The organism is Xylanimonas sp. McL0601, assembly GCF_049852175.1.
GTDB lineage: Bacteria > Actinomycetota > Actinomycetes > Actinomycetales > Cellulomonadaceae > Xylanimonas.
On the sequence record NZ_CP187527.1, the window covers coordinates 2,632,131 to 2,653,948 of the forward strand.

Consider the following 21,818-nt stretch of genomic DNA (forward strand, 5'->3'; position numbering starts at 1 on the left):
TGTGACGCGCACCCTATTTTCTCCAAGTCCGATTGGTATTAAATCCGCTGGTGGCATCTCAGCAGGTCAGCACGCACTCCGGCACCGCGCACGCCAAGGCGGTCCTCCTCGGCGAGCACGCCGTCGGCTACGGCGCGCCGGCGATCGCTCTGCCGATCCCGGCCCTGACCGTGCGAGCCCGGGCCCGGCGGGTCAGGCGCGGCGGGCGGCTCCGCTCGGCGCTCTACCAGGGCCCGCTCGCCGCCGCACCGGCGAGCGTCGGCCCGGCCCTGACGGCCGTCCGGGCCACCCTCGACGCGGTCGGGGGCGCGGCCGCGGGTATCGGCCCGGACGGCGTCGACCTGCGGATCGAGAGCCACGTCCCGCCCGGGCGCGGCCTCGGCTCGAGCGCCGCCGTCGCGGCGGCCGTCGTCGAGGCCGTCGCGGGCGCGTGCGGCGCCGCCCTCGACCCGCAGACCCGCCACGAGCTCGTCCAGGAGTGCGAGCGCGTCGCCCACGGCGCACCGAGCGGCCTCGATGCCCGCACCGTCGTGTCCTCGGCTCCGCTGTGGTTCTCCGGTGGCTCGGTCGCCGAGCTGTCCGTGGGCGCCGCCGGCGTCCTCGTCGTTGCCGACACGGGCACCGCGGCGTCGACCCTGGACGCCGTGGCCGGCGTGCGCGAGCTTCGCCGCCTGCGGCCGGGCACGGCCGGGGCCGCGCTCGCGGCCCTGAGCGACCTCACGGTCGCCGCCCGGGACGACCTCGCCGTCGGCGACCTGCCCGCGCTCGGCAGCGCCATGGACGAGGCGCACCGGCTGCTCGCGACGCTCGGCGTGAGCAGCGCCGGGCTGGACCACCTGGCCGAGCAGGCCCGCCGGGCCGGCGCCCTCGGGGCGAAGCTCACGGGCGGCGGCCGCGGCGGCTGCGTGATCGCGCTGGCCGACGACGACACCGCGGCGGCGCGGCTCGCGGCACAACTGCGGGCGGCCGGCGCCCACGCCGTCTGGACCCTCGGGCTCGTCCCCAGCACCGCGGCGGTCGCCGCATGAACGCGGCCACGGCGGTCGCCCACCCCAACATCGCCCTCGTCAAGTACTGGGGAAAGCAGGACGAGGCGCTGAACCTCCCGGCGACGGGCAGCCTCTCGCTGACGCTCGACGTCCTCCCCACCGTCACGACCGTCACGCCCGGCGACGGCCCGGGCGAGGACACGTTCGAGCTGAACGGACGGCCCGTGACCGGTGCTCCGCTCGATCGCGTGCGGCGCTTCCTGGACCTGGTCCGTGCGCGCGCGGGGGTCCGCGACCACGCCCACGTCGTCTCCCGCAACACCGTGCCGACCGGCGCCGGGCTCGCGTCGTCGGCCTCGGGCTTCGCCGCCCTGGCCACCGCCGCGAGCGCCGCGTACGGGCTGCCCCTCGACGTGCCGTCGCTGAGCCGGCTGGCCCGCCGGGGGTCGGGGTCGGCCGCGCGCTCGGTGGTGCCGGGCCTGGCCGTGTGGCACGCCGGCGACGACGCGACGTCGTTCGCCGAGCCCGTCGCGGGCCCCGCGCTGGCCATGGTGCTCGCGACCGTGGACGCCGGTCCCAAGCCCGTGCCCAGCCGCGAGGCCATGCGGCGCACGGCCGCGACCTCGCCGTACTACCCCGCCTGGCTCGCCACGACCCACGACTGCCTGGAGCAGGCGGTCGCGGCGTGCGCCCGCGGCGACCTGCCGCGCCTCGGCCGGCTCGCCGAGGCGAACGCGCTGCGCATGCACGCCGCGATCCAGGCCTGCGACCCGCCCGTGCGCTACCTCGCTCCGGGGAGCGTGCGGCTGTTCGACCGCGTCGCCCTCCTGCGTGCCGAAGGCGTCGACGTCTGGGCCACGGCCGACGCCGGGCCCAACGTCGTCGCGGTCTGCCGCCCGGAGGACGCCACCCGGGTCGCGGGCGCACTCGCGCAGGACGCCGCCGTCACGATCGCGGGTGCCGGCCCGGGAGCCCGGCTGGTCGGGGCGCCGGCGATCGCCTCGGGGATCGCCTCATGATCACCACGCGAGCGCCGGGCAAGCTGTTCGTGGCGGGCGAGTACGCCGTCGTGGAGCCGGGTGAGCAGGCCGTCCTGGTGGCCGTCGACCGCTACGTCACCGTCCGCGTGACCGAGGGCGGCGGCGCCGGCACCGTGCACTCCCCCGACCGCACGCGCCTGCCGCTGGTGTGGCGCCGGGACCGGGACGGGGTGCGCGCGGACGTCTGGCCGCACCCGTACGGCCATGTGCTGTCCGTGCTGACGGTGGTCGAGCGCCTGCGGGCCGAGCGCGGGATCCCCGCCCGGTACGCCGACCTGCGCATCGAGAGCGAGCTCGACGACGCCTCCGGGCGGAAGCTCGGCCTGGGTTCGTCGGGGGCGGTGACCGTGGCGACGGTGCGGGCGCTCGACCGCTTCTACGGCCTGGACCTCAGCGAGCAGCAGGTGTTCCGGCTGGCCCTGCTGGCGACGATCCGGGTCACGCCAACGGCCTCGGGCGGCGACGTCGCGGCGAGCACGTTCGGCGGCTGGGTGCGCTACTGCTCCCCCGACCGGGCCGTGCTCCGCGAGAGCCTCGAGAACGGCTCCGTGCGCGAGCTGCTGGACGCCGACGAGCCCACCGGCCCGTGGGCGGGCCTGACAGTGGAACCCGTGCCGGCGCCCCGTGCGCTGCGCCTGCTGGTCGGGTGGACGGGCACGCCGGCGTCGACCGAGCGCCAGGTGGGCGAGGCGCGCCGCCGCCGCGACCCGGGCGCTCTCGGCCACGCGGAGTTCCTCGCCGCGAGCCACGACTGCGTCGGCAGGCTCGTCCACGGGCTGCGGACCGGCGACGACGGCGAGACGATGCGGGCGCTGCGCGACGCGCGACGCGTCCTCGCCGAGCTCGCCGCGCAGACGGGCCTCACCGTCGAGACCGCCCGGCTGGGCGCGCTGTGCGACGCCGCCGAGGCCGGAGGGGCAGCGGCGAAGCCCTCCGGCGCCGGCGGCGGGGACTGCGGCATCGCGCTCGCCCCGGACGGCTCCGACGTCGGCCCGATCCTGGCGGGCTGGCGAGCCTGCGGCGTCCGGCCGCTGGCGCTCGCCGCGGCCCCGCGCTCGGAGGCACCGATCGGACGGAGGACGCGATGACGGAAGGTCCGCTGGAGGGGCGGGGCCCCAGCGCCCGCTCGGCGCGCAAGGACGAGCACGTGCAGCTCGTCCTCGCCGGTCGCCGGGAGGCCGGCCCCCGACCCAACGACTTCGACGACGTCGAGCTGGTGCACCACGCCCTCGACGGCGTGGACCCGGCGCGCGTGCGGCTCGAGGCGGCGGTGGGTCCGTGGCGCTGGGCCGCCCCGCTGTACGTCAACGGCATGACCGGAGGCAGCGAGGCCACGGGCCGGATCAACCGCGCGCTCGCGATCGCCGCCCGCGAGACCGGGATCCCGGTCGCCTCCGGCTCGATGAGCGCCGCGCTGGACGACCCGTCGACGCTGCCGACCTTCCGCGTGCTGCGCGACGAGAACCCGGACGGGTTCGTGCTGGCCAACCTGGGCGCGGACCGGACCCCGGACGACGCGTTGCGCGCCGTCGAGGCGCTCGAGGCGAACGCCCTGCAGCTGCACCTCAACGCGGCCCAGGAGACGGTCATGCCCGAGGGCAGCCGCGGCTTCGACACCTGGGCGGCCTCGATCGAAGCGATCTGCGAGGAAGTCCCCGTGCCCGTGGTGGTCAAGGAGGTCGGCTCGGGCCTCAGCGCCCGCACGCTGACCCGCCTGCACGGCCTCGGCGTCCAGCTCGCCGACGTCTCGGGACGCGGCGGCACGGACTTCGTCGGCGTCGAGAACGCCCGGCGCGCCGGGCGCGACTTCGGCTACCTCGCCGGCTGGGGTCAGTCGGCGGTCTGCTGCCTGCTGGACGCGCCGACGCCGGCCCCCGAGCTGCTCGCCTCGGGCGGGGTGCGCTCCCCGCTCGACGTCGTGCGTGCCCTGGCGCTCGGAGCGCGCGCCGTGGGGGTCGCCGGCACGTTCCTCGCCGTCGTCGTCGACGGCGGCGCCGAGGCCGCCGTCGCCGAGATCCGCCGGTGGCAGGAGCACCTGGTCGCGCTGCTGTCGCTCCTGGGCGCCCCCACCCCCGCCGACCTCGCGACCGTGGACGTGCTGCTGCTCGGCCGCGTCCTCGAGTTCGCGACCCTGCGCGGCATCGACGCCGGTGCGCTGACCCGGCGCTCGGACGCGCGTTCTTTCTGATCCACCCCGACCTGATCCACCCCCGACGAAGGAGCTCCCATGCCCGATGTCGCCTCGAGCGCCGTCACACCCATACCCACCCGCTGGGTGGGTCCGATCCGCGTGAGCGGCGACGCCGTCGCGGGCGAGCACGAGGTGCCGCTGGCGACGTACGAGACCCCGCTCTGGCCGTCGGTCGGCCGCGGTGCCCGCGTCTCGCGCGCGGTCGAGGGCGGGATCCGGGTGACGGTCGTCGACGAGCGCATGACCCGGTCGGTCCTGCTCGTGGCGCCCGACGCCGCCGCCGCGGTGTCGGCGGCACGCGCCGTGCAGGGGCGGCTCGCCGAGCTGCAGGCGCTGGTCGCGTCGCAGAGCCGGTTCGCGTGGCTCCTGGAGATCCGCGACGAGGTGATCGGCAACCTGCTCTACCTGCGGCTGGCGTTCACCACGGGCGACGCGTCCGGGCACAACATGGTGACCCAGGCCGCGGACCTGGTGCTCCAGGACGTGCTCCGGGCGGAGCCGCGGCTGGAGTACGGCTCAGTGTCGGGGAACCTGTGCGCCGACAAGAAGGTGAGCGCGGTCAACGGCCTGCTCGGCCGCGGCAAGAACGTGGTCGCCGAGCTGCTGGTGCCGGGCGCCGTCGTCGAGCGGGAGCTGCGCACGAGCGTGCGCCGGCTCGTCGACCTCAACACGCGCAAGAACCTGGTCGGCGGCATCGCCGCCGGCTCGCTGCGGACGGCCAACGCGCACTACGCGAACGTGCTGCTCGCGCTGTACCTGGCCACGGGGCAGGACGCGGCCAACATCGTCGAGGGCTCGCAGGGCATCACCTGGGCCGAGGAGCGCGGCGACGACCTCTACTTCTCGTGCACGCTGCCCAACCTGGTGGTGGGCACCGTCGGCAACGGCAAGAACCTGCCGGGAGTCGAGCTGGCGCTCGAGCGGCTCGGCTGCCGCGAGGACCGCGCGGTCGGGGCGAACGCTCGCCGCCTCGCCGCGCTCACGGCCGCCGCGGTGCTGTGCGGCGAGCTCTCGCTCCTGGCCGCCCAGACGAACCCGGGCGAGCTCATGGCCGCGCACGTGCGGCTCGAGCGCCGCGCGGAGGTCCGGGCATGAGCGCGGGCATCGGCATCCACGACCTCTCGCTCGCCACGGGCCAGTACGTGCTCGACCTGGACCTGCTGGCGGCGGCGACGGGCACCAACCTCGACAAGTTCCACGTCGGGCTGGGCCTGGACGAGATGAGCGTCCTCGCCCCGGACGAGGACGTCGTCACCCTCGCCGCGTCCGCGGCGCTCCCACTGGTCCGCCGGCACGGGACCGACCGCGTGCGCACGCTCATGGTCGCCACCGAGTCCGGCGTCGACCAGTCGAAGTCGCTGGCCGTCTACGTGCACCGGCTCCTCGGGCTGCCCGCGAGCTGCCGGGCCGTCGAGCTCAAGCAGGCGTGCTACGGCGCGACGGCCGGGCTGCAGGCCGCGCTCGGGCTCGTCGCCCGGAACCCGGAGGAGCAGGTGCTGCTCATCGCGGCCGACGTCGCGCGCTACGAGCCGGGCTCGACGGCCGAGCCGACCCAGGGCGCGGGCGCCGTCGCGATGCTCGTCGGCGCCGAGCCCGGGCTGCTGACGGTCGAGCCTGTCTCCGGCGTCCGCACTGCCGACGTCGACGACTTCTGGCGGCCCAACGACCGCTCGGTCGCCCTCGTCGACGGCAGGCTGTCGGTGACGGCGTACCTGGACGCGCTCTCCGGGGCGTGGGACGACTACCAGGCCCGCGGCGGCGTTCCGGTCGAGGCGATCGACCGGTTCTGCTACCACCAGCCGTTCACGCGCATGGCGACCAAGGCGCACCGGCGGCTGGCCCAGCGCACCGGCGTCGAGCTCGACGAGGCTGCCCTGATGCCGACGACGCGCTACAACCGCCGGCTCGGCAACTCCTACACGGCGTCCCTCTACGCCGCCCTGGCCTCGCTGCTCGACCACGACGACGACCTCGCGGGCCGCCGGGTCGCGCTCTTCAGCTACGGCTCGGGGAGCGTCGGCGAGCTGGTCACCGGCGTCGTCGGGGACGGCTACCGCTCGGCGGAGCGCGGCCTGCGGCACGCGCGGGCGCTGGACGAGCGCAAGCCCGTCGACGTGCACCGCTACCGCGAGCTGCACGCCGCCGCGGAGCATCCCAGCGACGTCGACGTGGACGTACCGGTCGCGAGCGGCACGCCGTTCCGCTTCGCGGGCGTGCGCGGCGGGGCGCGGCGTTACGAGGTCGGCGCCTGACGGGCCGAAGGCCTCCGGTGGTGGACGTCCCACCACCGGAGGCCGTCACTCGGCGCTGTTCGGCCTCATAAGGTCGCCGCGACGGACCACTTCTGGTTGCCGGCCCCGTTGCAGCTCCAGACGTCGACCTTGGTCCCGTTCCCGGTCCCCGCGCCGGCGGCGTCGAGGCAGAGCCCCGGCTGCGCGACGCTCGAGATGCTCGAGTCGGCGTTGACGACCCAGGCCTGGTTGGCCGCGCCGGCGCAGTCCTCGATCACGGCTGGGCTCCCGGCGCTCGAGCCGTCGCCTCCGATCGTCAGGCACATGTCGCCGTAGACGGTGAGCTCGCCCGCGTTCGTCAGGTTCCAGGACTGGTTGCCGCCGCCGTTGCAGTCCCACAGGTCCAGCTGGGTGCCGGGCGTCGTCGAGAACCCGGGCACGTCAAGGCACCTGTTGCTCGCGACGCCGCGCACCGCGCCGCCCGGGGGTGCGGGGGGCAGGTCGTTGACGGGCTCGTCGGCCAGCAGGCCCCAGCCCCACTGGACCTGGGCCAGGCCGCTCTCGCTGTTGACCGTGAGCCGACCGTCGGCCTGCCGGGTGGTCATGGAGTACGAGTCGCCGTCACGCAGACCGGGCCAGTAGATGAGGCCCATCCCCTGCTCCCGTGCGGTCTGCGTCAGCGCCCCGAGGTAGGCCGTCGAGGTGTTGCCCTCGTGGTTGCCGTAGTTGAGCCCGATCGTCATGGGCGACCCGGCCTCCGAGACGAGCGTGCGCCACCCGCAGCTGCCGATGCGGGGCTCGAGGTTCGCCAGCCACTCGGCCTCGGTGGTGTACGACGCCCAGAAGCCGTAGAAGTGCAAGGACAGCAGGGTGCCCTTGAGCTCGGGGGCCGCACAGACGCCCGTGACGTTGTCGTTGTAGCCCGTGCCGGAGACGATGACGCGGCCGCGCGGCACGTCGGAGTGCCGGGCCAGCCACGCCGCATTGAGGGCCACCCACTCGTCGAGCGTGTAGCCGAACGGCTCGTTCATGAGCTCGAACCGGACCCGCGGGTTCTGCCCGTACGCTGCCACGACGGTGTCCCACATCGCGTCGAACGCCGCCGGGTCGTCCGCCCGGCCGTCCTTGGCGTCGTTCGCCTCCCAGTAGCTGAGCACCACCGTCATCTTCTGTTCGACGGCGGCGTCGATGGCGGCGCGGTACGACCCCCACCACGCGGTGCCGACGCTGGCCGGGTTGATCGGCAGCCGCACGGTGTTCGCGTCCAGCTCGGTGCGGAACTCGCTGACCGTCAGGGCGGCCTTGGCGTACGTGGTCTGGTAGTCGTCGGCCGTGCTGAGCCCCGACGGCACGACGGCGTCGGCGGCGTAGTTGTCGCGCGGGTCGGCCCAGTTGACCCCCCGGTACTGATGGGTGTCCTGGCCCGGCGGGCCCTCGACCGGGGCGGCGCCGGCCGGCGCCGTCGTCACACCGGTCACCGCCAGGACGAGTGCGGCCGCGGCGGCCGAGCGGGCAAGAGTGTTGCGCATCGAGCTCTCCGTTCTTCGTCGAACGTGTGCCGCGCCGTCGCGGCGCGGGTCGATGGGCAAAGATGTTGACGTCAACATCGAAGCCACGGTGCAGAGCATCCCATGTGGTGGGGAGCGTGACCACCCCGTCGTCACGCTCTGGCGACGCGTGCCCGCGAGACGACGACGTGCCACAAGACCGACACCGCGACCATGGCGAGCACCAGGCCCTGGATCGCGGCCACGGCGCCCTCGAGGGCCCCGGCAGAGAGGCCCGGAGCTGCGGCGAACGCAGCGACGCCGGCGACGAGGCTGGCGGCGGGCGCTGCCAGGCACCACCACAGTGGACGCCGCACGCTCGCCGCGCGCTGGGTCGCGGGCAGCCCGCCGAGCCACCACACGGCGTAGCCGACGACGACGGCGACGCCGACGACGCCCGACACGTACTGCGCCCACTGCAGACCGAGAAGACCCGCGTGCTCGGTCTGGAGCCACTCGACGCGCACGGCGAGCCACCGTCCCGGGTGGGTCGCCGAGTCCCAGACGACGTGCGTGAGTGCTCCGACCGCCGCTGCCGGCGCAGCGAGCCACCACTGGCGCCGAGTCAGCGACACCGACGCCGGGACACGGTCACGGGCCCGCGGCACGACGTCGGCATACGGGTCCCGGACGAGCGCGAACCACAGCCACACCGCCGCGAGCGCGACGAGGGGGTCGGTGGTGAGGACTCCCCAGACGCTGTGCGTGACGGCGTATCCCGAGCGCCCCGGCAGGAACATCGGGAGATCGGGTGCGAGGGAACCCGCGACCAGTGCGCTCATCGGCAGCCCGAGCCGCCGGAGGGGAATCACCGCGGCGGCGTGGGCGGGCGTGAACGGCATGGCCTCACCGTAGCGACGCGCCGCGGCCCTGCGTGCCGCGGCGCTGCGTCACGCGGGGAGGTCGCGATGCGTGGCCATCGTCCGGCCCTCAGGGTCGAGCCGGGCGAGCACCGCCTCGGTGATGGCTCGGAGCTGCGCCTGCTGCTCGGCGTCGAGCGCGTCGAGCACGTGGTCGCGCACGTTCGCGACGTGCCCGGGCGTGGCCTGCAGGACCTTGCGTCGCCCGTCCTGGGTGATCACGGCATTGGTGGCGCGACGGTCTCCCGGGCATGGTTCGCGGCGCACGAGTCCCCGCTCCTCCAGCTTCGTCACCACGCGTGAGAGCCGCGGCAGGGTCGCGCTGGTCAGCGACGCGAGCTCCGTCATCCGCAGCGTGTGGTGCTCTGACACCGAGAGCATCGACAGGGTGAAGTAGTCGAAGTGGGTCAGCCCCTCGTCGCGGAGCAGCTGGGCGTCGAGCTGCCGCGGGAGCAGCTCGAGGAGTGCGGCGAACGGCACCCACGTGCCCCGCTCGTCGGCGGTGAACGTACGCCGGGAAGCCATGTCGACACTCTACGGAATAGTTGTCACTACAAGCATGTTGAGGGCAGTTGTAGGTGCAACCAATACCGCACAGGCACGGGCCGGGTCGCTCGCGCGCCGACACTGATCCGGGAGATCGCCACATGGACGACAAGCTCGCCGCCGACACCGGGATGGGCGCGGTCACGCTCCGCGTCGCGGAGCTGGACCGCATGATCGGCTACTACACGCAGGCGGTGCCGTTGCGCCTGCTCGCGCACGAGGGCCCGCGCGCGGTGCTGGGCCGGGGCACGACGCCCGTCGTCGTGCTCGAGCACGCCCCGGAGCTGCGCCACGCCGGCCCGCGCGAGGCCGGGCTGTTCCACACGGCGATCCTGTTCGACTCCGAGGCGGCACTGGCCGCGGCCGTGTACTCGGTCGCGACCCGCGCCCCCGGCACGTTCACCGGCAGCGCGGACCACCTGGTGAGCAAGGCGTTCTACTTCACCGACCCCGAGGGCAACGGCGTCGAGCTGTACTGGGACCGCGACCGCACCCAGTGGAGCTGGACGCACGGGCGGATCGAGATGGACACGCTCTACCTCGACCCGCAGGCGTACCTGCGCGAGCACCTCGACGAGGCAGCCGCGGCCGACCCGATGATCGGCCTCGCTCGCGTCGGCCACGTGCACCTCAGCGTCGGCGACATCCGGTCGGCCCGGGAGTTCTACGTGGACCGGCTCGGCTTCGACACGACCGCCAGGCTGGGCAGCAGCGCGTTGTTCGTCAGCGCCGGCGGCTACCACCACCACATGGCGATGAACACCTGGAACAGCGCCGGCGCCGGGCGCCGGGCGCGCACGCTCGGCCTCGGCCGCGTCGACATCCTGCTGCCCACCGCCGACGACGTCGGCGCGCTCGCGGAGCGGATGCGCCACCACGGTGCGTCTGTCGCGGACGACGGGCGAGCGCTCGAGCTCGAGGATCCCTGGGCGAACGTCGTGCGGGTCGGCCTGGCGCAGCCCGAGACCGAGCCCGCTACGAGCATCGAACCCGCGCTCCCCCGCCCCCGGTCGTGAAGGGCGCGCCCGTGAACCGCGGGCGTTAGCGCACCGACACTCCGATCTCGTGCCATCCCGTGGCGCCGTCGGGCGGCGGCGGCGCACTGTCGGCGGTCTGCACGTGACCCTTCGCGTCGGTCGCTCGCACGCGCAGCGTGTGCTCGCCGCCGCCGGAGGCCGCCGCGTCCCAGACGAACCGCCACTGCCGCCAGGTGTCGGGGCCGACGGTGTCGGCAAGCGTCGCTGCCTCCCACGGACCGCCGTCGACCTGTACCTCGACCGCGCGGATGCCCGTGTGCTGCGCCCACGCGACGCCGGCAACCACCACAGACCCGTCGCTGCCCGGCGAGACTGCGTCGCCCGATCCGGGAACGTCGATCCGGGACTCCAGCTTGATCGGCCCGCGCGCGGACCAGCCGCGCGACGTCCAGTACGCGACGTCGTCGGCGAACCGCGTGACCTTCAGCTCGGTGACCCACTTGGTCGCGGACACGTACCCGTACAGGCCGGGCACGACCAGCCGGGCGGGGAAGCCGTGGTCGAGGGGCAGCGGCTGGCCGTTCATGCCGATCGCGAGCAGGCACTGACGGTCGGGGTCGAGCAGGACCTCCAGCGGTGTCCCGGCGGTGAAGCCGTCGATGCTGCGACTCAGGACCATGTCGGCGTCGTCGTGCGGGCCCGCGCGGGCGAGCAGCTCGCGCACCGGGTAGCCGAGCCAGAGCGCGTTCCCGACGAGGTCCCCGCCCACGTAGTTGGACACGCACGTCAGCGTCACGTGGTGCTCCTCGAGCGGCAGCTCGAGCAGCTCGGCCCAGGTCAGCTCGAACGGGGTGTCGACAAGCCCGTGGACGCGCAGCGACCAGGTGTCGGTGTCGACGACGGGCACGCGCAGCGCGGTGTCGATCCGGTAGAAGGTGTCGTCGGGCGTGATGTACGTCGCGAGGCCGGGGATGCCGAGCTCGGCCCCTGCAGGGACGGCGGGCGCGGGCGTCGCGGGGGCCGGCAGGCGGAGGGCGGCGCGGACGTGCTGCGCGGCGCGGGCACCCGCGCCGACCACGCGCGAGGCCGCGAGCGCGACCACGGCACCGGCCGCCGTCAGGCCGGTGAGCTGCAGGAACCTGCGCCGGCCGAGCTCGGCCTCGCGTGCGTCGCTGCGCTCCGCCTCGGCGGCGTCGTCGGCGGCGGTGTCGGCGGCGGCGTCGGCGTCGGCGGTGTCGTCGGCGGCGTCGTCGGCGGCGGTGTCGGCGGCGGCGTCGGCGGCGGCGGTGTCGTCCGCGGCAGCGGACGTCGGGGCGCCGGCCCACGCGGCGACCTGCTCCTGCGCGGTGCTCCAGTCGCGCAACCGGCCCGCGATCACCCGGAGCAGCACCACGGCCGCGCCGATGCCGATGACGCTCGGCAGCGCCCACGCCGCGCTCGCGCCGGGCCGGACGGTGGCGACCAGTGCGGCGACGACGCCCACCGCGATCACCAGCACCTCACCCGACGGCGGGCGCCGCACCTCGAGCACGCCCGCGAGCGCCGCACCGGCGAGGAGCACCGCGCCCATCGTGCCGAGCAGCACGGCCTTGTCGGCCGTGCCGAACCACGCGACCGCGAGGTCCTTGAGCCAGCCCGGGACGGCGTCGACGACGGCGGCTCCGGCCGCGAACACGGGGCTGGACCCGGGTGCCACCCACGCGGCGACGAGCTCGGCCACGGCGAGTCCGGCCGCGGCCGCGACCACACCGGCGAGCGCCGCCCACCACCGGCTCATCGCTCGGCACCGACCTGCGTCGCCTTGTCCATGTGCCCAGGTTGCCACCGCGGACCGAGCCGTAGGGGACGGGAGCCGCAGCTGTCGGCCAGCCGTCGAGGGACGGAGGTGCCGCGGAGGACGTACGCAGCCGGACCTATGCGGGTTCGACGGCGACCGCCCCGGACCTGACGGCGGCGGCGAACGCAGCGTGATCCCGTTCGTTCTGGTCGGCGCACGCCTCGGCGAAGTCGGCCACTGCCTCCTCGAACGCGTCCGACTTGCCGAGGTACGCCGCGAGCGCGATGCGGTCGCCTGAGCGGGCGTGCGCGCGCGCGAGGGTCCAGCCGCAAATCGTCGCGTAGAGGCGCAGGCTCGTCGGACGCATCCGCTCGACCTCGGCCGAGAGCTTCCAGTCCCTGAGCTGGCGCAGGTAGTAGTGCTGGCCGGCATCGATGTCGTCCGGTCGCGACCGGATCCAGCCGAGGAAGATGTCGCTCGCCGCCTGCATCATGCGTTGCCCGAGCACGACCCGCTCGCCCTCGGACTCGTACTCGGGCCCCTTGACGTACTCAGCGAGCACCGACCGCCCGGCCTGCTTTCCCTGCAGCAGGAGCACGTCGTCGGGCCGCGGGCCCTGCAGGAGCAGGACCCATGCCCGCATGCCGACGCTGCCCACTCCGACGACCTTGCGCGCGGCGTCCACGAGATCGAACTGCTCGAGCAGGTGTCGCAGGTCGGGGCGGACGGTCGCACGGTAGTCGGCGAGGAGCTGCTCGACGCGTTCGTGCGCCGGCCGAGCACCGTCGGCCAGGTCGTCGAGCCGCACGATCAGAGGCGGATCGCTGACGAGGCATCGTCGTCCGTCGACGACGGTGCTCAGCTTGCGCAGCGCCTGCATGCTGTCGCGGGAACGGGCGCTCGCAATCCGCGCGCGCGTCGTGGCAAGGTCGTCGCGTCTGCGTTTCAGCTCTCGTGGGTCAAGGTTCTGCACGTACTCGTCGAGCGTCTCCTCCAGCGGCAGGTTCGCGTACCAGACGGCGAGGAAAGGCTGCTCGGCAAAGGTGCGCATCGCCGTGCGGTACGAGCTCACGCTCGCGAGCGCCGCGGCGCGGCTCTTCGAGGCGGGGAAGCCGTTCTCGCGCCCGGCCACGACGAAGCTCGCAGCCATGCGCTTGACGTCCCACTCGAACGGACCGGGGTACGTCTCGTCGAAGTCGTTGAGGTCCATGACCAGCTGCCGTTCGGGCGAGGCGTAGGCGCCGAAGTTCGACAGGTGCGCGTCGCCGCACAGCTGCGTGTGGAGCGACGTGGTCGGGGTGGCGGCCAGGTCGGCGGCCATCACGAGCGCGGCGCCCCGGTAGAACGTGAACGGCGAGGCGACCATGCGCTCGTGCCGCACGGGCACCAGCTCGGGCAGGCGAGCGGAGTCTTGACCGAGCACCAGCGACAACGCCACGTCGGCCGGCCGGGTGCGGAACTCTGCGTGGGTCTGCAACGGCACCCGCGCCCGCTCGAGCTTGCCCGCCGCGGCGCGCTCCGCGCCGTCCGGTCGTGGTGCCGTGACCGTGGACATCTCAGGCCGCGCGGGTCGCGGCGTGCAGCACTGTGGTCATGTCGCCCACCGTGCCACGGCATCCCGACGGCGACGTCACCCCGCAAGGGTGAGGCGCCCGGGCAGCCGTGTCGGCGACCGTAGTCGCTAGCCGACCACAAAGGAGGGGCGGCCCGATGCTCTACCAGATCCGGGTGCGCGGGCAGCTGACCGGCGCGCGCCTGCACGACTTCGCCGACGTCGTCGTGACCGAGGACGGCCGTGACACGGTGCTGACCTGCCGCGTGCGGGACGCGGCGGCGCTGACCGGCGTGGTCGCGCTTCTGAACGACCTCGGGCTGACCGTCAAGGAGATGCACTCCGTGCCGGACGTCGAGAACTTCTGACCCGTGCCCACGACGCCGCGGCCGTCTGGCCGGTCTGAGCACTGCGGTCTGAGCACTAAGAGAGCAGTCCGCGATCTGCGGCGGCACGGAGCGCCTCGTGCCGGCCCGTCACGCCGAGCTTGCGGTAGATGGACCGCTGGTGCGTCTTGACCGTGTTGATCGAGACGAAGAGCGCCCGGGCGATCTCTGCCGCCGACAGTGGAGAGCGCATGTAGAGCAGGATCTCCCGCTCCCGCTCCGACAGCTCCCAGTGGATGGGGCCGCGCCGCGCCGTGTGCACGTCGACGGGCCGGTGCAGCAGCTCGATGACGAGCGCCTCGTGGCGGGTCGCCCAGGCAAGGTGCTCGCTGAGCAGGGGCGCCGCGTCGCGGCGTTCGGCGAACGGGCGCCGGATGCCTCGCGTCTCTGCGTCGTCGAGGGCGCGCTCGAGATTCCGGTGCGCCGCCTCGGTCTCGCCCTGCGCGTTCGCGATCAGGGCGGCTGACAGTCCGAAGTCCACCGAGATCCCCAGGCTCCGCACGGACTCGGGTATCCGGTCGAGTGCAGCCCGCGCGTCCTCGAGGCGCCCGGCGAGCCGGTAGATCTCTGCCTCCCAGACCCGGACGATCGGCCGCCGGTCCGGCCCGTGCGCATCCTCCAGCTGCGCCACGGCACGCTCGAGGTCGCCCGCCAACGCCTGAGCCAGCGCCCCGATCACCGCCGTCGCGTCGGTGGCGAACGACGACGCCGCCTCCCCGGGCTCGGTCTCGAGCGCCCGCGCACGCGCCCGTCCGAGGCCGGCGGCGTCGTCGAGCGCGAGGCACGTGACCATGAGACCCACGGCGGCACGCACCCGCGCCGCATGTGCGGCCTTCGGGAGGGTGTTCAGCCCTTCCTCGAGGAAGACCCGGGCATCGTCGAGGTCGTCACGGCCGTAGCTGATGAGTCCCTTCGCGACCAGCGGGGCGGCCAGGAGGTTCGGCGACTCCCACCCGTACGCCCGCACCCTGGAGACGACCTGGTTCGCGAGTGCCCAGGCCGCGTCCACCTCGCCCGACCCGTACAGCGGGACGGTGCTCTCCGAGAGGCACGCGACCTCGATGGCGGTGAACCCGCGTTCGGCGGCGAGGCGAGCGCCCTCGCTCAGGTGCCCGAGCGCCCGCTGGTCGTCGTAGGCGTTGAACGCCTCCGCCCGTCCGACCAGGAAGTGGGCCAGCGTCTGCTCTGCCGGGCTCATCTCGTCGGCATGCTCCAGCAGCTCCGCCCCGCGTCCGAGCGCCGACCGCACGTCGGACGCGGCGCCCTCGAAGAACAGCTCGATGAGCGTCGCGGTCGCCTCGACGACGCGCCGTCGGCTTCCGGGCAGCTTCGTGGCGAGCTCGCGGGCTCGCTCGAGCAGCCGGTCCACCGCCGGCTCGCGTTCCACGGCGGCGACGGCCGCGTCGACGACCAGCAGCTCCGCCCCGTCCCGCCAGGGCGTGGGGATCCCCTGGAGCAGGCGGCGCACCGTGGCGTGCTCCCCCGCGATCAGCAGGTCGGCCCACCGTTCCCGGAGCAACGACGCCGCCAGCTCGCCGTCCTGCGCCGCGTCGGCGTGCTCGATCGCCGCGGCGATGTCGGTGGCACCGAGTGCCACCGCGAGTGCGCGGTGCGCCGCGCGGTACACGTCCGGCCGGGTCGCACGCAGGACCGCCTGGCACTCCGCCGCGAACAGCGTGTGCCACTGGTAGGACGGCGTGCTGCCGGGCGTGCCCGCCGGAGCGAGGAAGAGCCCGAGGTGCAGGCAGCGGTCGAGCAGCTCGGGCCCGTCGTCCCGGTCCCACACGACGGCGGCAAGCTCGGGGTTGATCGTCCCCGTGCTCGTCGCCCTCAGGACGAACATGCGCAGGTCCTCGGGCAGGCCGCGCAGGACCTCCTCGACGAGGTAGTCGGCCAGCGGCCTCGTCGCCTCGCTGAGGGCCGCGAGCGGCGTCGGGCTCAACGGGCTCGACATCGCCACGAGGATCAGCCGGACGGCGACCGGCCAGCCACCCGTGAGGCGGTACAGCGTGGTGGCGGTGTCGTCGTCGGTGACGGCGTCGTCCCCGATCGCCGCCGAGTCCCTCTCGACCAGCCGGTGCAGCTCCTCGCGGTCGAAGGCGAGGTCCTCCTCGCGGATCTCGCCGAGCAGGCCTGCGGCGCGCAGCCGCTGCAGCGGCAGGGCCGGGTCGTGGCGCGCGGAGATCACGAGGCGCACGTTGGGGGGGAGCTGGCGCGTGAACGCCCCCAGCACCTCGATGACACCCCCGCCCCGGAGCTGGTGCACGTCGTCGAGGACCAGGACGAGCTCCCCCTCGAGCTCGCCGAGCATGCCCAGCAGCGCATCGAAGTACTCAGGGTTCAGCCGCTCCCCCAGGCCCGGCGTCCGCAGGCGTCCCAGGGTCGTCCGGCGCGCCCCCGCTCGCGATAGGTGCTCGCTCGCTGCGACGCGCAGCGACTCGAGCAGCCCGCGGTGCAGACGGGTCAGGTCGTTGTCGAACGGGTCGATCGACAGCCACGCGACGGGCCGGCCCTGGTGGTGCGCCCAGTCGGCCAGGGTGCTCGTCTTGCCATAGCCCGCCGGGCCGACGACGAGCGTCACCTGATGGTGGTCGACGGCATCGGTGATGAGCGCGCGCAATCGCGGCCGCTCCAGGGTGGCCGTCGGTAGTGACGGCACCCTGATGCGCGACCGGGCCTGCGAGAACGGGTGCGCGGTTCCCGACACCATGACTTCCACGGTAAGTGCCGCGGCCACAGGCGTCCCCTCGAACGCTCGCCGTCCCCCCGAACGGACACCACGCCCCTACGCTCGCCGCAGAGCGCTCCCGATGCGTCACCCGCAGGGGATGAGGCGCGCACGCGCGCCCCCGCGGCACCGTGGCCGTGAGCACCCGCCCGGGTGCTCACCCCGTCGCGCCGTGTGCCGCGGCCGACTCATCCAGGGAGGCTCTCCATGGCACAACGGGTCGCAACAGGCTGGGTCGGCTGGATCTGGTTCGCCGGCCTCAGCATGCTCGTCGTCGGCGTCTGGACGTTCTTCTACGGTCTCGCCGCCGTGCTCAACCCCAACCGGGGCTACATCGCCTCCAGTGGAAAGCTGCTCCTCTTCGACCTCACCACCTGGGGCTGGTGGCACCTGGTCCTCGGAGCCCTGGTCGTGATCGTGGGCCTCTGCCTCGTCGCAGGGCAGTCCTGGGCCCGGATCGGCGCGATCGTCCTCATCACGATCAACCTGCTCTCGCAGTTCCCCCTGCTGGCGGCACAGCCGTGGTGGTCGCTCACGGTGATCGCCGTGAGCGTCTTCGCCCTCTGGGCGCTCATCGTCCACGGCGAGGAGATCGAGTCCAGGTGACCGCAGACCACCCGCGGCGTCGCCCCGTCCTCCAGGGGTCCGGGGCGGCGCTCGCAGGTCTGCTCTTCGCCGTGCTGTTCACCGTCGGGTTCGCGCTCCTCGACCAGCGTCCGGCGGCAGACGCCTCCGAGGAGGCGCTGACCACGTACTACCGGGGCTCGGGAGGCACGACCGTGCTGATCGCGGGCGCCTACCTCGTGCCCTTCGCCGGCGTCAGCTTCCTGTGGTTCCTGGCTGCCTCCCGGCATCGGCTGAGCCAGCTGGCGAAGCGCGAGGACGCGCTGCTGGGGACCGTGCAGCTCGGGGCCGGCCTGCTGTTCGTCGCCGTGTTCTTCGCCTCGGCGGCGGCCGGGGTCACCGGAGTCATGGCCATCCGGCTAGGGGGTACATCCGAGGCGCAGACCATCAACGGCATCCCGGCCATGTTCGAGTTCGGCGAGGCGCTGCTCATGATCTTCGCGTTCCGCGTCGCCGCCGTGTTCATCATCACCAGCGCGACGCGGGCGCTGCGGGCCGGCCTGTTCCCCCTGTGGTTCGCGGTGCTCAGCTACGCCACCGGGCTGGTGCTGCTCTTCGTGCTCAGCTTCGTGCGCTCGGCCGTGCTCCTTGTCCCCGCGTGGGTGGCGGCCGCCACGATCCTGACCCTCTTCCGGCGAGTGACGGGGCGGCTGGAGGAGGCATGACCGGCTCAGCTGAGGGCCCGCGCCTGGTAGGCGCCATGGAGGACCTGCGCACCGTGCTCGTGCTTCTGGTGGCGGCGTACATCCTCACGACGGCGAGCCGGCTGGGGAGCGTGCAGTGGGTCGTGACCGGGCTCTACGTCGCGGCACTCGCCGTGACCTTCCGGGCCGCGCACCCGAGTGGGCGACGGTGGCGGATCCTCGGCGGCTGGGCACTCGTCGCGGTGCTGGCCGCGGCCGTCGCGCTCGCGACGCTCGCCCCCTCGGACGCCGAGGGCGTGATCGACATGCTCGTCGCGGTGACGCTCATGGTCACGCTGGTCGCGCTGCTGCGCCGGGTGCTGAGCGACCGGGAGGTCACCCGCGAGACCCTCGCGGGCGCGCTGAGCGCGTACCTGCTGCTCGGGATGACCTTTGCCGCCCTCTACGGCGTGGCCGCATGGCTGCAGGGTGCGGCACTGTTCGCCCAGACGGACGCGGTCGACACGCGCACCCTGCAGTACTTCTCGTTCGTCACCCTCACGACCACGGGCTATGGGGACCTCTCCCCGGCGACGTCGACGGCCAGGGGACTGGCCACGATGGAAGCCCTGGTCGGGCAAGCCTTCCTCGCGACCCTGGTCGCCCGCCTCGTGGCCACGTTCCGCAGCCCGGCCGCTCGCGACTGAGCTCACCGCGTCAGCTGCGCGGTCAGTCTTCCTCGAAGGCCGCACGGAGCTGGGCCTCCTGCTCGTTCGAGAGGTTGGTCTGCAGCAGCGTCCCGTGGATCCCCTGGCTCTCGAGGCTTTCCCTGACCTTGTCCACCACCGCGCCCGACGAGAGCAGGAAGAGCGCGGACGTCCCCGGCGTGACGTTCTGGCGCACCGAGTCGATGAAGTCGTCATCGATCCCGACGTCGCTCAAGGAGCCGGTGAGGGCACCCAGGCCGGCCCCGATCGCGGCACCGAGGAACGGCACGAAGAAGATGAGCCCGAAGAGCAGGCCCCAGAAAGCCCCGCCGAGCGCGCCGAGCTTTCCCGTGCTGTGCGCCTGCCGCGTCGTCGGCTTCTTCTTGCCTTCCTCCCACGAGACCGTCGCCGCGTCGTGCACCGCGATGAGCTCCGCCTTCTGGAGCTCGAGCATCGCGTTCTCGGCCTGGTCCGCCCCCTGCGGGCTGTCGAACTTCCACACGCTCAGCGTGGCCATGTCGTGCTCCTCAGATCGGTCCTGCGTCGCCACGCACGCGAGGGCCCGCGTGCCCTTCCACCGTGGCCCCTCGGTACGGAAGGCGGATCACTCCCCCGGGGTGATCGGCTACGGCACGTTCATCCCTGACGGATGAACCGCTCGGGCCTCTTCGGCGTGCAGCGTTGAGTCATGACCGACACCAGGCCGGCGATCATGTTCGGCCCGGTCGACTTCTACCTCACCGCCGCGAGTGGCCAGCGCAAGCCAAGACAAAAGCCACTGGGCTGATCACGAAAGGGCACTCATGAACGACTACCCGCTGATGAATCTCTTCCTGACGATGATGTGGCTGTTCTTGTGGATCCTGTGGTTCTTCCTCCTGTTCCGCATCATCACCGACATCTTCCGCAGTGACGACATGGGCGGCTGGAGCAAGGCGTTGTGGACGCTCTTCATCATCATCCTGCCGTTCCTCGGCGTGCTCATCTACGTCATCGTGCGCGGAAAGAGCATGGGCGCACGCGACCGTGCGTCCGCGGCCGAGGCGGAGACCCAGTTCCGCTCCTACGTCCGTGACGCGGCGGCGAGCTCCTCGACACCCACCGACGAGCTCACCAAGCTCGCCGCCCTGCACCAGCAGGGCCATCTCACCGACGCAGAGTTCGCCCAGCAGAAGGCGAGGATCCTCGGGACCCCGGCGGCGCCGGCGGCTCCGGGCCTCTGATTCACCAGTGCGTTCGCGAGGCTGAGACTCGGCCGTCGTCGCCGGCATCGTCGTCCTGACCGCGGTTGCTCACGCTCCGCGGGTCGTGGTGACGGTCGTCGGCGGCGACGGCGTTCGTGGCCAGAGGCCAGAGCGACAAGTCAGGACCGCGATCCGGCATCGGCGCCTCCTCCAGTCGACGACGTCACCGACGTCGTCGACGTTCGTATGCCCCGGCGGCGCTCTGTCGGGGCGGCGGCGTGTCAGACGCCGGGGTCAGCTCGCGCCGGACGCCGACCGCGACCTCGCACACCGAGCGGTGCGCGGACGCAGCCGCGGCCCGGGCAACTCGGACGTGCCCGCCCCTCAGGCGTCTGGGCCCGTCCCGTGCGCGGCCGGTTCCGGCGGCAGGGCGCTCTCGACGCCGCTGTCGGGCGGCGAGGCGAGGATCTCGAAGACCACCCAGATGACGGCTGCCCAGATCGCCGTCGTGACCACGCGGCCGGGGGTGATCGGGTTGCCCGTCACCATGACCAGCGCGGCCACGGCGACGATCGCGATCCGGATGGGCACGCGCGCCGTCCACAGCGCGGTGCCCACAGGGCCCGTGGACACGCCCCTCGCACGCTGCGACCGCAACCACCCCACCGCGGCGCCGCCCGCTTTCCGCGTCTGACGCGCGGCCGCGCTCTTTCCGGTGAGCCACACGCCGAGCGCCGCCAGGAGCGCGAGAACCAGCACTCCCCGCAGGATCGGCCGGATGGATCCGGCGACCGCGTCGTAGACGGATGCCGCGGCGGCCGTGGACATGTCGCGCGGGATCGCGCCGAGATAGAACGAGCGGGCGATCGCCAGGGCGAGGCCGAGGACGACCATGCCGGCCGCCACAGCCAGCAGCCCGACGACGAGCATCCGGCGGTGGTCGCGCGCCACCGCGACGGCGCCGGCCAGCAGGACTACCACGATCAGCGGGAGGACGACCGCGGACTTGCTGAGCAGGTCGAACGCCCCCTGCGCCTTCACGATGCCGGCGGAGCTGAAGATCGTGAAGGACACGTCGACCTCCGGGATCCGTGCCGCGACCGTGAACCCGCGGTCGACCAGCACCTCCTTGACCCGGGCGATCACGGGCGCGAGATTCAGGCTCACGGCGCCGCCCTGCACGTCGACCGCGTCCGAGCCCTCACCGGTGAGGACCGCCACCGCCTGCCGGTGCGCGGTACGGACGGCCTGCTCGAACACCGTCGCGAACGCGTCGCTGGCGACGACCCGCTGGACCTGGCCGCGGACAAAGCCCTCGAGGGCGTCGCTCAGAGGCACCACCAGCGACTGGACCCCCCGCGTGGCGACGGGCCCCAGGCCTTGCTGGGTCAGCGCATCAGCGGCCTGGTTCACCAGGGTGGGGATGTCGAGGCGGTCGAGGATCTCTCCTGTCACCCTGTCGGTGACGGCGGTCTGGACCGCGGGGTCGGAAGCGAGCGGGGCCACCAGCTGGGTGAACCGTTGCGTGTCCGAGACCTCGCCGTGTGCCCACCTGGCGATCAGCGTTGCCGGTGCCAGGAGGAAGACCAGCACGATGAGCAGCACGCAGACCGGGATCCGCCACCAGGCGCCGGTGTGGCGCGCGGCAGCCGGTGACTCCTGCAGCTCGGCCACCCTGGCCCTCAGCTGGTCGACCTCGCGACGGAGCTCCACGTCGTCGTCTGGGCTCGTCATGGTCCCTCCCCGGGGGGTCTGACGCGCCGGCGGCCGGAGTCGGCCGCGGTGCTTCAGGGACCCGGCGCGCCCCTCGAGCCTAGGAACGTGCCGACCACCCCACCTCACCCTGCCAGGGTGAG

General features: G+C 73.5%; 20 protein-coding genes. 12 read left to right on the forward strand and 8 right to left on the reverse strand.

Translation table 11 applies throughout. The annotated features are described in order from the left end of the window. Nucleotides 1-50: 50 nt before the first annotated feature. Genes mvk through ACO4JP_RS12175 form a run of 6 tightly spaced genes read left to right on the forward strand, consistent with a single transcriptional unit; the run spans nt 51 to nt 6,472 of the window. Complete coding sequence (mvk, locus tag ACO4JP_RS12150) at nt 51-1,028, forward strand: mevalonate kinase (protein ID WP_425954012.1); 978 nt, start codon at nt 51-53, stop codon at nt 1,026-1,028. Beyond that, nucleotides 1,025-2,008: a diphosphomevalonate decarboxylase gene (gene mvaD, locus ACO4JP_RS12155; protein WP_425954014.1), complete on the forward strand. Its 984-nt coding sequence runs from the start codon at nt 1,025-1,027 to the stop codon at nt 2,006-2,008. Before mvk ends, mvaD begins: the two co-directional genes overlap by 4 nt. After that, nucleotides 2,005-3,117, forward strand: a complete 1,113-nt coding sequence (locus tag ACO4JP_RS12160) for a phosphomevalonate kinase (RefSeq protein ID WP_425954015.1) — start codon at nt 2,005-2,007, stop codon at nt 3,115-3,117. Before mvaD ends, ACO4JP_RS12160 begins: the two co-directional genes overlap by 4 nt. Then, nucleotides 3,114-4,217 (forward strand): type 2 isopentenyl-diphosphate Delta-isomerase, encoded by a 1,104-nt coding sequence (gene fni / locus ACO4JP_RS12165; RefSeq protein WP_425954017.1) that lies wholly within the window; start codon nt 3,114-3,116, stop codon nt 4,215-4,217. Before ACO4JP_RS12160 ends, fni begins: the two co-directional genes overlap by 4 nt. Before the next feature lie 39 nt (nt 4,218-4,256). Continuing rightward, a complete protein-coding gene (locus ACO4JP_RS12170; RefSeq protein WP_425954019.1) occupies nt 4,257-5,315 on the forward strand; it encodes a hydroxymethylglutaryl-CoA reductase in 1,059 nt (352 codons plus the stop codon). Beyond that, nucleotides 5,312-6,472 (forward strand): hydroxymethylglutaryl-CoA synthase, encoded by a 1,161-nt coding sequence (locus ACO4JP_RS12175; protein ID WP_425954021.1) that lies wholly within the window; start codon nt 5,312-5,314, stop codon nt 6,470-6,472. Before ACO4JP_RS12170 ends, ACO4JP_RS12175 begins: the two co-directional genes overlap by 4 nt. A 65-nt stretch (nt 6,473-6,537) precedes the next feature. On the opposite strand, the gene ACO4JP_RS12180 is transcribed toward ACO4JP_RS12175, so the two are convergent. The 3 genes from ACO4JP_RS12180 to ACO4JP_RS12190 form a co-directional block, all read right to left on the reverse strand. Then, nucleotides 6,538-7,980, reverse strand: coding sequence for a ricin-type beta-trefoil lectin domain protein (locus ACO4JP_RS12180; RefSeq protein WP_425954022.1), 1,443 nt, complete (start codon nt 7,978-7,980; stop codon nt 6,538-6,540). Nucleotides 7,981-8,111: 131 nt separating this feature from the next. Beyond that, nucleotides 8,112-8,840 carry a DUF4184 family protein gene (locus ACO4JP_RS12185; protein ID WP_425954024.1) on the reverse strand — a complete coding sequence of 243 codons (729 nt, stop codon included), beginning with the start codon at nt 8,838-8,840 and terminating at the stop codon, nt 8,112-8,114. A 48-nt stretch (nt 8,841-8,888) separates the two neighbouring features. Continuing rightward, nucleotides 8,889-9,383: a MarR family winged helix-turn-helix transcriptional regulator gene (locus tag ACO4JP_RS12190; protein ID WP_425954026.1), complete on the reverse strand. Its 495-nt coding sequence runs from the start codon at nt 9,381-9,383 to the stop codon at nt 8,889-8,891. A 122-nt stretch (nt 9,384-9,505) separates the two neighbouring features. Here ACO4JP_RS12190 and ACO4JP_RS12195 point away from each other — a divergent pair, with 122 nt between their 5' ends. After that, on the forward strand, nt 9,506-10,420 hold the full coding sequence (locus ACO4JP_RS12195) for a VOC family protein (RefSeq protein WP_425954027.1): 915 nt from the start codon (nt 9,506-9,508) through the stop codon (nt 10,418-10,420). A gap of 25 nt (nt 10,421-10,445) precedes the next feature. Here the strand turns inward: ACO4JP_RS12195 and ACO4JP_RS12200 are convergent, their stop codons facing one another. Together ACO4JP_RS12200 and ACO4JP_RS12205 are read right to left on the reverse strand one after the other, a co-directional pair. Continuing rightward, nucleotides 10,446-12,158: a molybdopterin-dependent oxidoreductase gene (locus ACO4JP_RS12200; protein WP_425954029.1), complete on the reverse strand. Its 1,713-nt coding sequence runs from the start codon at nt 12,156-12,158 to the stop codon at nt 10,446-10,448. A gap of 136 nt (nt 12,159-12,294) precedes the next feature. Beyond that, nucleotides 12,295-13,713, reverse strand: coding sequence for a DUF2252 domain-containing protein (locus tag ACO4JP_RS12205; RefSeq protein ID WP_425954031.1), 1,419 nt, complete (start codon nt 13,711-13,713; stop codon nt 12,295-12,297). Between the two features lie 155 nt (nt 13,714-13,868). Between ACO4JP_RS12205 and ACO4JP_RS12210 the strand changes: the two genes are divergently transcribed. Further along, on the forward strand, nt 13,869-14,078 hold the full coding sequence (locus ACO4JP_RS12210; RefSeq protein ID WP_425954033.1) for a hypothetical protein: 210 nt from the start codon (nt 13,869-13,871) through the stop codon (nt 14,076-14,078). A gap of 55 nt (nt 14,079-14,133) precedes the next feature. On the opposite strand, the gene ACO4JP_RS12215 is transcribed toward ACO4JP_RS12210, so the two are convergent. Beyond that, the gene (locus ACO4JP_RS12215; protein WP_425954035.1) at nt 14,134-16,806 is read right to left on the reverse strand and encodes a LuxR C-terminal-related transcriptional regulator; all 2,673 of its coding nucleotides are present in this window, start codon (nt 16,804-16,806) and stop codon (nt 14,134-14,136) included. Nucleotides 16,807-17,031: 225 nt separating this feature from the next. Between ACO4JP_RS12215 and ACO4JP_RS12220 the strand changes: the two genes are divergently transcribed. From ACO4JP_RS12220 to ACO4JP_RS12230, 3 genes are read left to right on the forward strand one after another with little or no spacing between them, the layout of a single operon-like run. Next, complete coding sequence (locus tag ACO4JP_RS12220) at nt 17,032-17,430, forward strand: DUF7144 family membrane protein (protein WP_425954037.1); 399 nt, start codon at nt 17,032-17,034, stop codon at nt 17,428-17,430. Then, complete coding sequence (locus ACO4JP_RS12225) at nt 17,427-18,113, forward strand: hypothetical protein (RefSeq protein WP_425954039.1); 687 nt, start codon at nt 17,427-17,429, stop codon at nt 18,111-18,113. Before ACO4JP_RS12220 ends, ACO4JP_RS12225 begins: the two co-directional genes overlap by 4 nt. After that, nucleotides 18,110-18,778: an ion channel gene (locus tag ACO4JP_RS12230; RefSeq protein WP_425954041.1), complete on the forward strand. Its 669-nt coding sequence runs from the start codon at nt 18,110-18,112 to the stop codon at nt 18,776-18,778. The genes ACO4JP_RS12225 and ACO4JP_RS12230 overlap by 4 nt, the downstream gene beginning before the upstream one ends. Nucleotides 18,779-18,800: 22 nt before the next feature. Here the strand turns inward: ACO4JP_RS12230 and ACO4JP_RS12235 are convergent, their stop codons facing one another. Beyond that, nucleotides 18,801-19,295, reverse strand: a complete 495-nt coding sequence (locus tag ACO4JP_RS12235; RefSeq protein WP_425954043.1) for a DUF1269 domain-containing protein — start codon at nt 19,293-19,295, stop codon at nt 18,801-18,803. Between the two features lie 286 nt (nt 19,296-19,581). Between ACO4JP_RS12235 and ACO4JP_RS12240 the strand changes: the two genes are divergently transcribed. Beyond that, nucleotides 19,582-20,001 carry an SHOCT domain-containing protein gene (locus tag ACO4JP_RS12240; protein ID WP_425954045.1) on the forward strand — a complete coding sequence of 140 codons (420 nt, stop codon included), beginning with the start codon at nt 19,582-19,584 and terminating at the stop codon, nt 19,999-20,001. Between the two features lie 345 nt (nt 20,002-20,346). Here ACO4JP_RS12240 and ACO4JP_RS12245 read toward each other — a convergent pair whose 3' ends face one another. Further along, the gene (locus ACO4JP_RS12245) at nt 20,347-21,696 is read right to left on the reverse strand and encodes a hypothetical protein (RefSeq protein ID WP_425954047.1); all 1,350 of its coding nucleotides are present in this window, start codon (nt 21,694-21,696) and stop codon (nt 20,347-20,349) included. Between the last annotated feature and the right edge of the window lie 122 nt (nt 21,697-21,818).

Excerpts from the sequence above, each read along its gene's own strand:
- ACO4JP_RS12235 (WP_425954043.1), bottom strand. The coding sequence starts at position 19,295 with ATGGCCACGCTGAGCGTGTGGAAGTTCGACAGCCCGCAGGGGGCGGAC.
- fni (WP_425954017.1), top strand. The coding sequence starts at position 3,114 with ATGACGGAAGGTCCGCTGGAGGGGCGGGGCCCCAGCGCCCGCTCGGCG.
- ACO4JP_RS12195 (WP_425954027.1), top strand. The coding sequence starts at position 9,506 with ATGGACGACAAGCTCGCCGCCGACACCGGGATGGGCGCGGTCACGCTC.
- mvaD (WP_425954014.1), top strand. The coding sequence starts at position 1,025 with ATGAACGCGGCCACGGCGGTCGCCCACCCCAACATCGCCCTCGTCAAG.
- ACO4JP_RS12180 (WP_425954022.1), bottom strand. The coding sequence starts at position 7,980 with ATGCGCAACACTCTTGCCCGCTCGGCCGCCGCGGCCGCACTCGTCCTG.
- ACO4JP_RS12240 (WP_425954045.1), top strand. The coding sequence starts at position 19,582 with ATGAACGACTACCCGCTGATGAATCTCTTCCTGACGATGATGTGGCTG.
- ACO4JP_RS12190 (WP_425954026.1), bottom strand. The coding sequence starts at position 9,383 with ATGGCTTCCCGGCGTACGTTCACCGCCGACGAGCGGGGCACGTGGGTG.
- ACO4JP_RS12175 (WP_425954021.1), top strand. The coding sequence starts at position 5,312 with ATGAGCGCGGGCATCGGCATCCACGACCTCTCGCTCGCCACGGGCCAG.
- ACO4JP_RS12245 (WP_425954047.1), bottom strand. The coding sequence starts at position 21,696 with ATGACGAGCCCAGACGACGACGTGGAGCTCCGTCGCGAGGTCGACCAG.
- ACO4JP_RS12170 (WP_425954019.1), top strand. The coding sequence starts at position 4,257 with ATGCCCGATGTCGCCTCGAGCGCCGTCACACCCATACCCACCCGCTGG.
- ACO4JP_RS12220 (WP_425954037.1), top strand. The coding sequence starts at position 17,032 with ATGGCACAACGGGTCGCAACAGGCTGGGTCGGCTGGATCTGGTTCGCC.
- ACO4JP_RS12200 (WP_425954029.1), bottom strand. The coding sequence starts at position 12,158 with ATGAGCCGGTGGTGGGCGGCGCTCGCCGGTGTGGTCGCGGCCGCGGCC.
- ACO4JP_RS12160 (WP_425954015.1), top strand. The coding sequence starts at position 2,005 with ATGATCACCACGCGAGCGCCGGGCAAGCTGTTCGTGGCGGGCGAGTAC.
- ACO4JP_RS12205 (WP_425954031.1), bottom strand. The coding sequence starts at position 13,713 with ATGTCCACGGTCACGGCACCACGACCGGACGGCGCGGAGCGCGCCGCG.
- ACO4JP_RS12185 (WP_425954024.1), bottom strand. The coding sequence starts at position 8,840 with ATGCCGTTCACGCCCGCCCACGCCGCCGCGGTGATTCCCCTCCGGCGG.
- ACO4JP_RS12230 (WP_425954041.1), top strand. The coding sequence starts at position 18,110 with ATGACCGGCTCAGCTGAGGGCCCGCGCCTGGTAGGCGCCATGGAGGAC.
- ACO4JP_RS12210 (WP_425954033.1), top strand. The coding sequence starts at position 13,869 with ATGCTCTACCAGATCCGGGTGCGCGGGCAGCTGACCGGCGCGCGCCTG.
- ACO4JP_RS12215 (WP_425954035.1), bottom strand. The coding sequence starts at position 16,806 with ATGGTGTCGGGAACCGCGCACCCGTTCTCGCAGGCCCGGTCGCGCATC.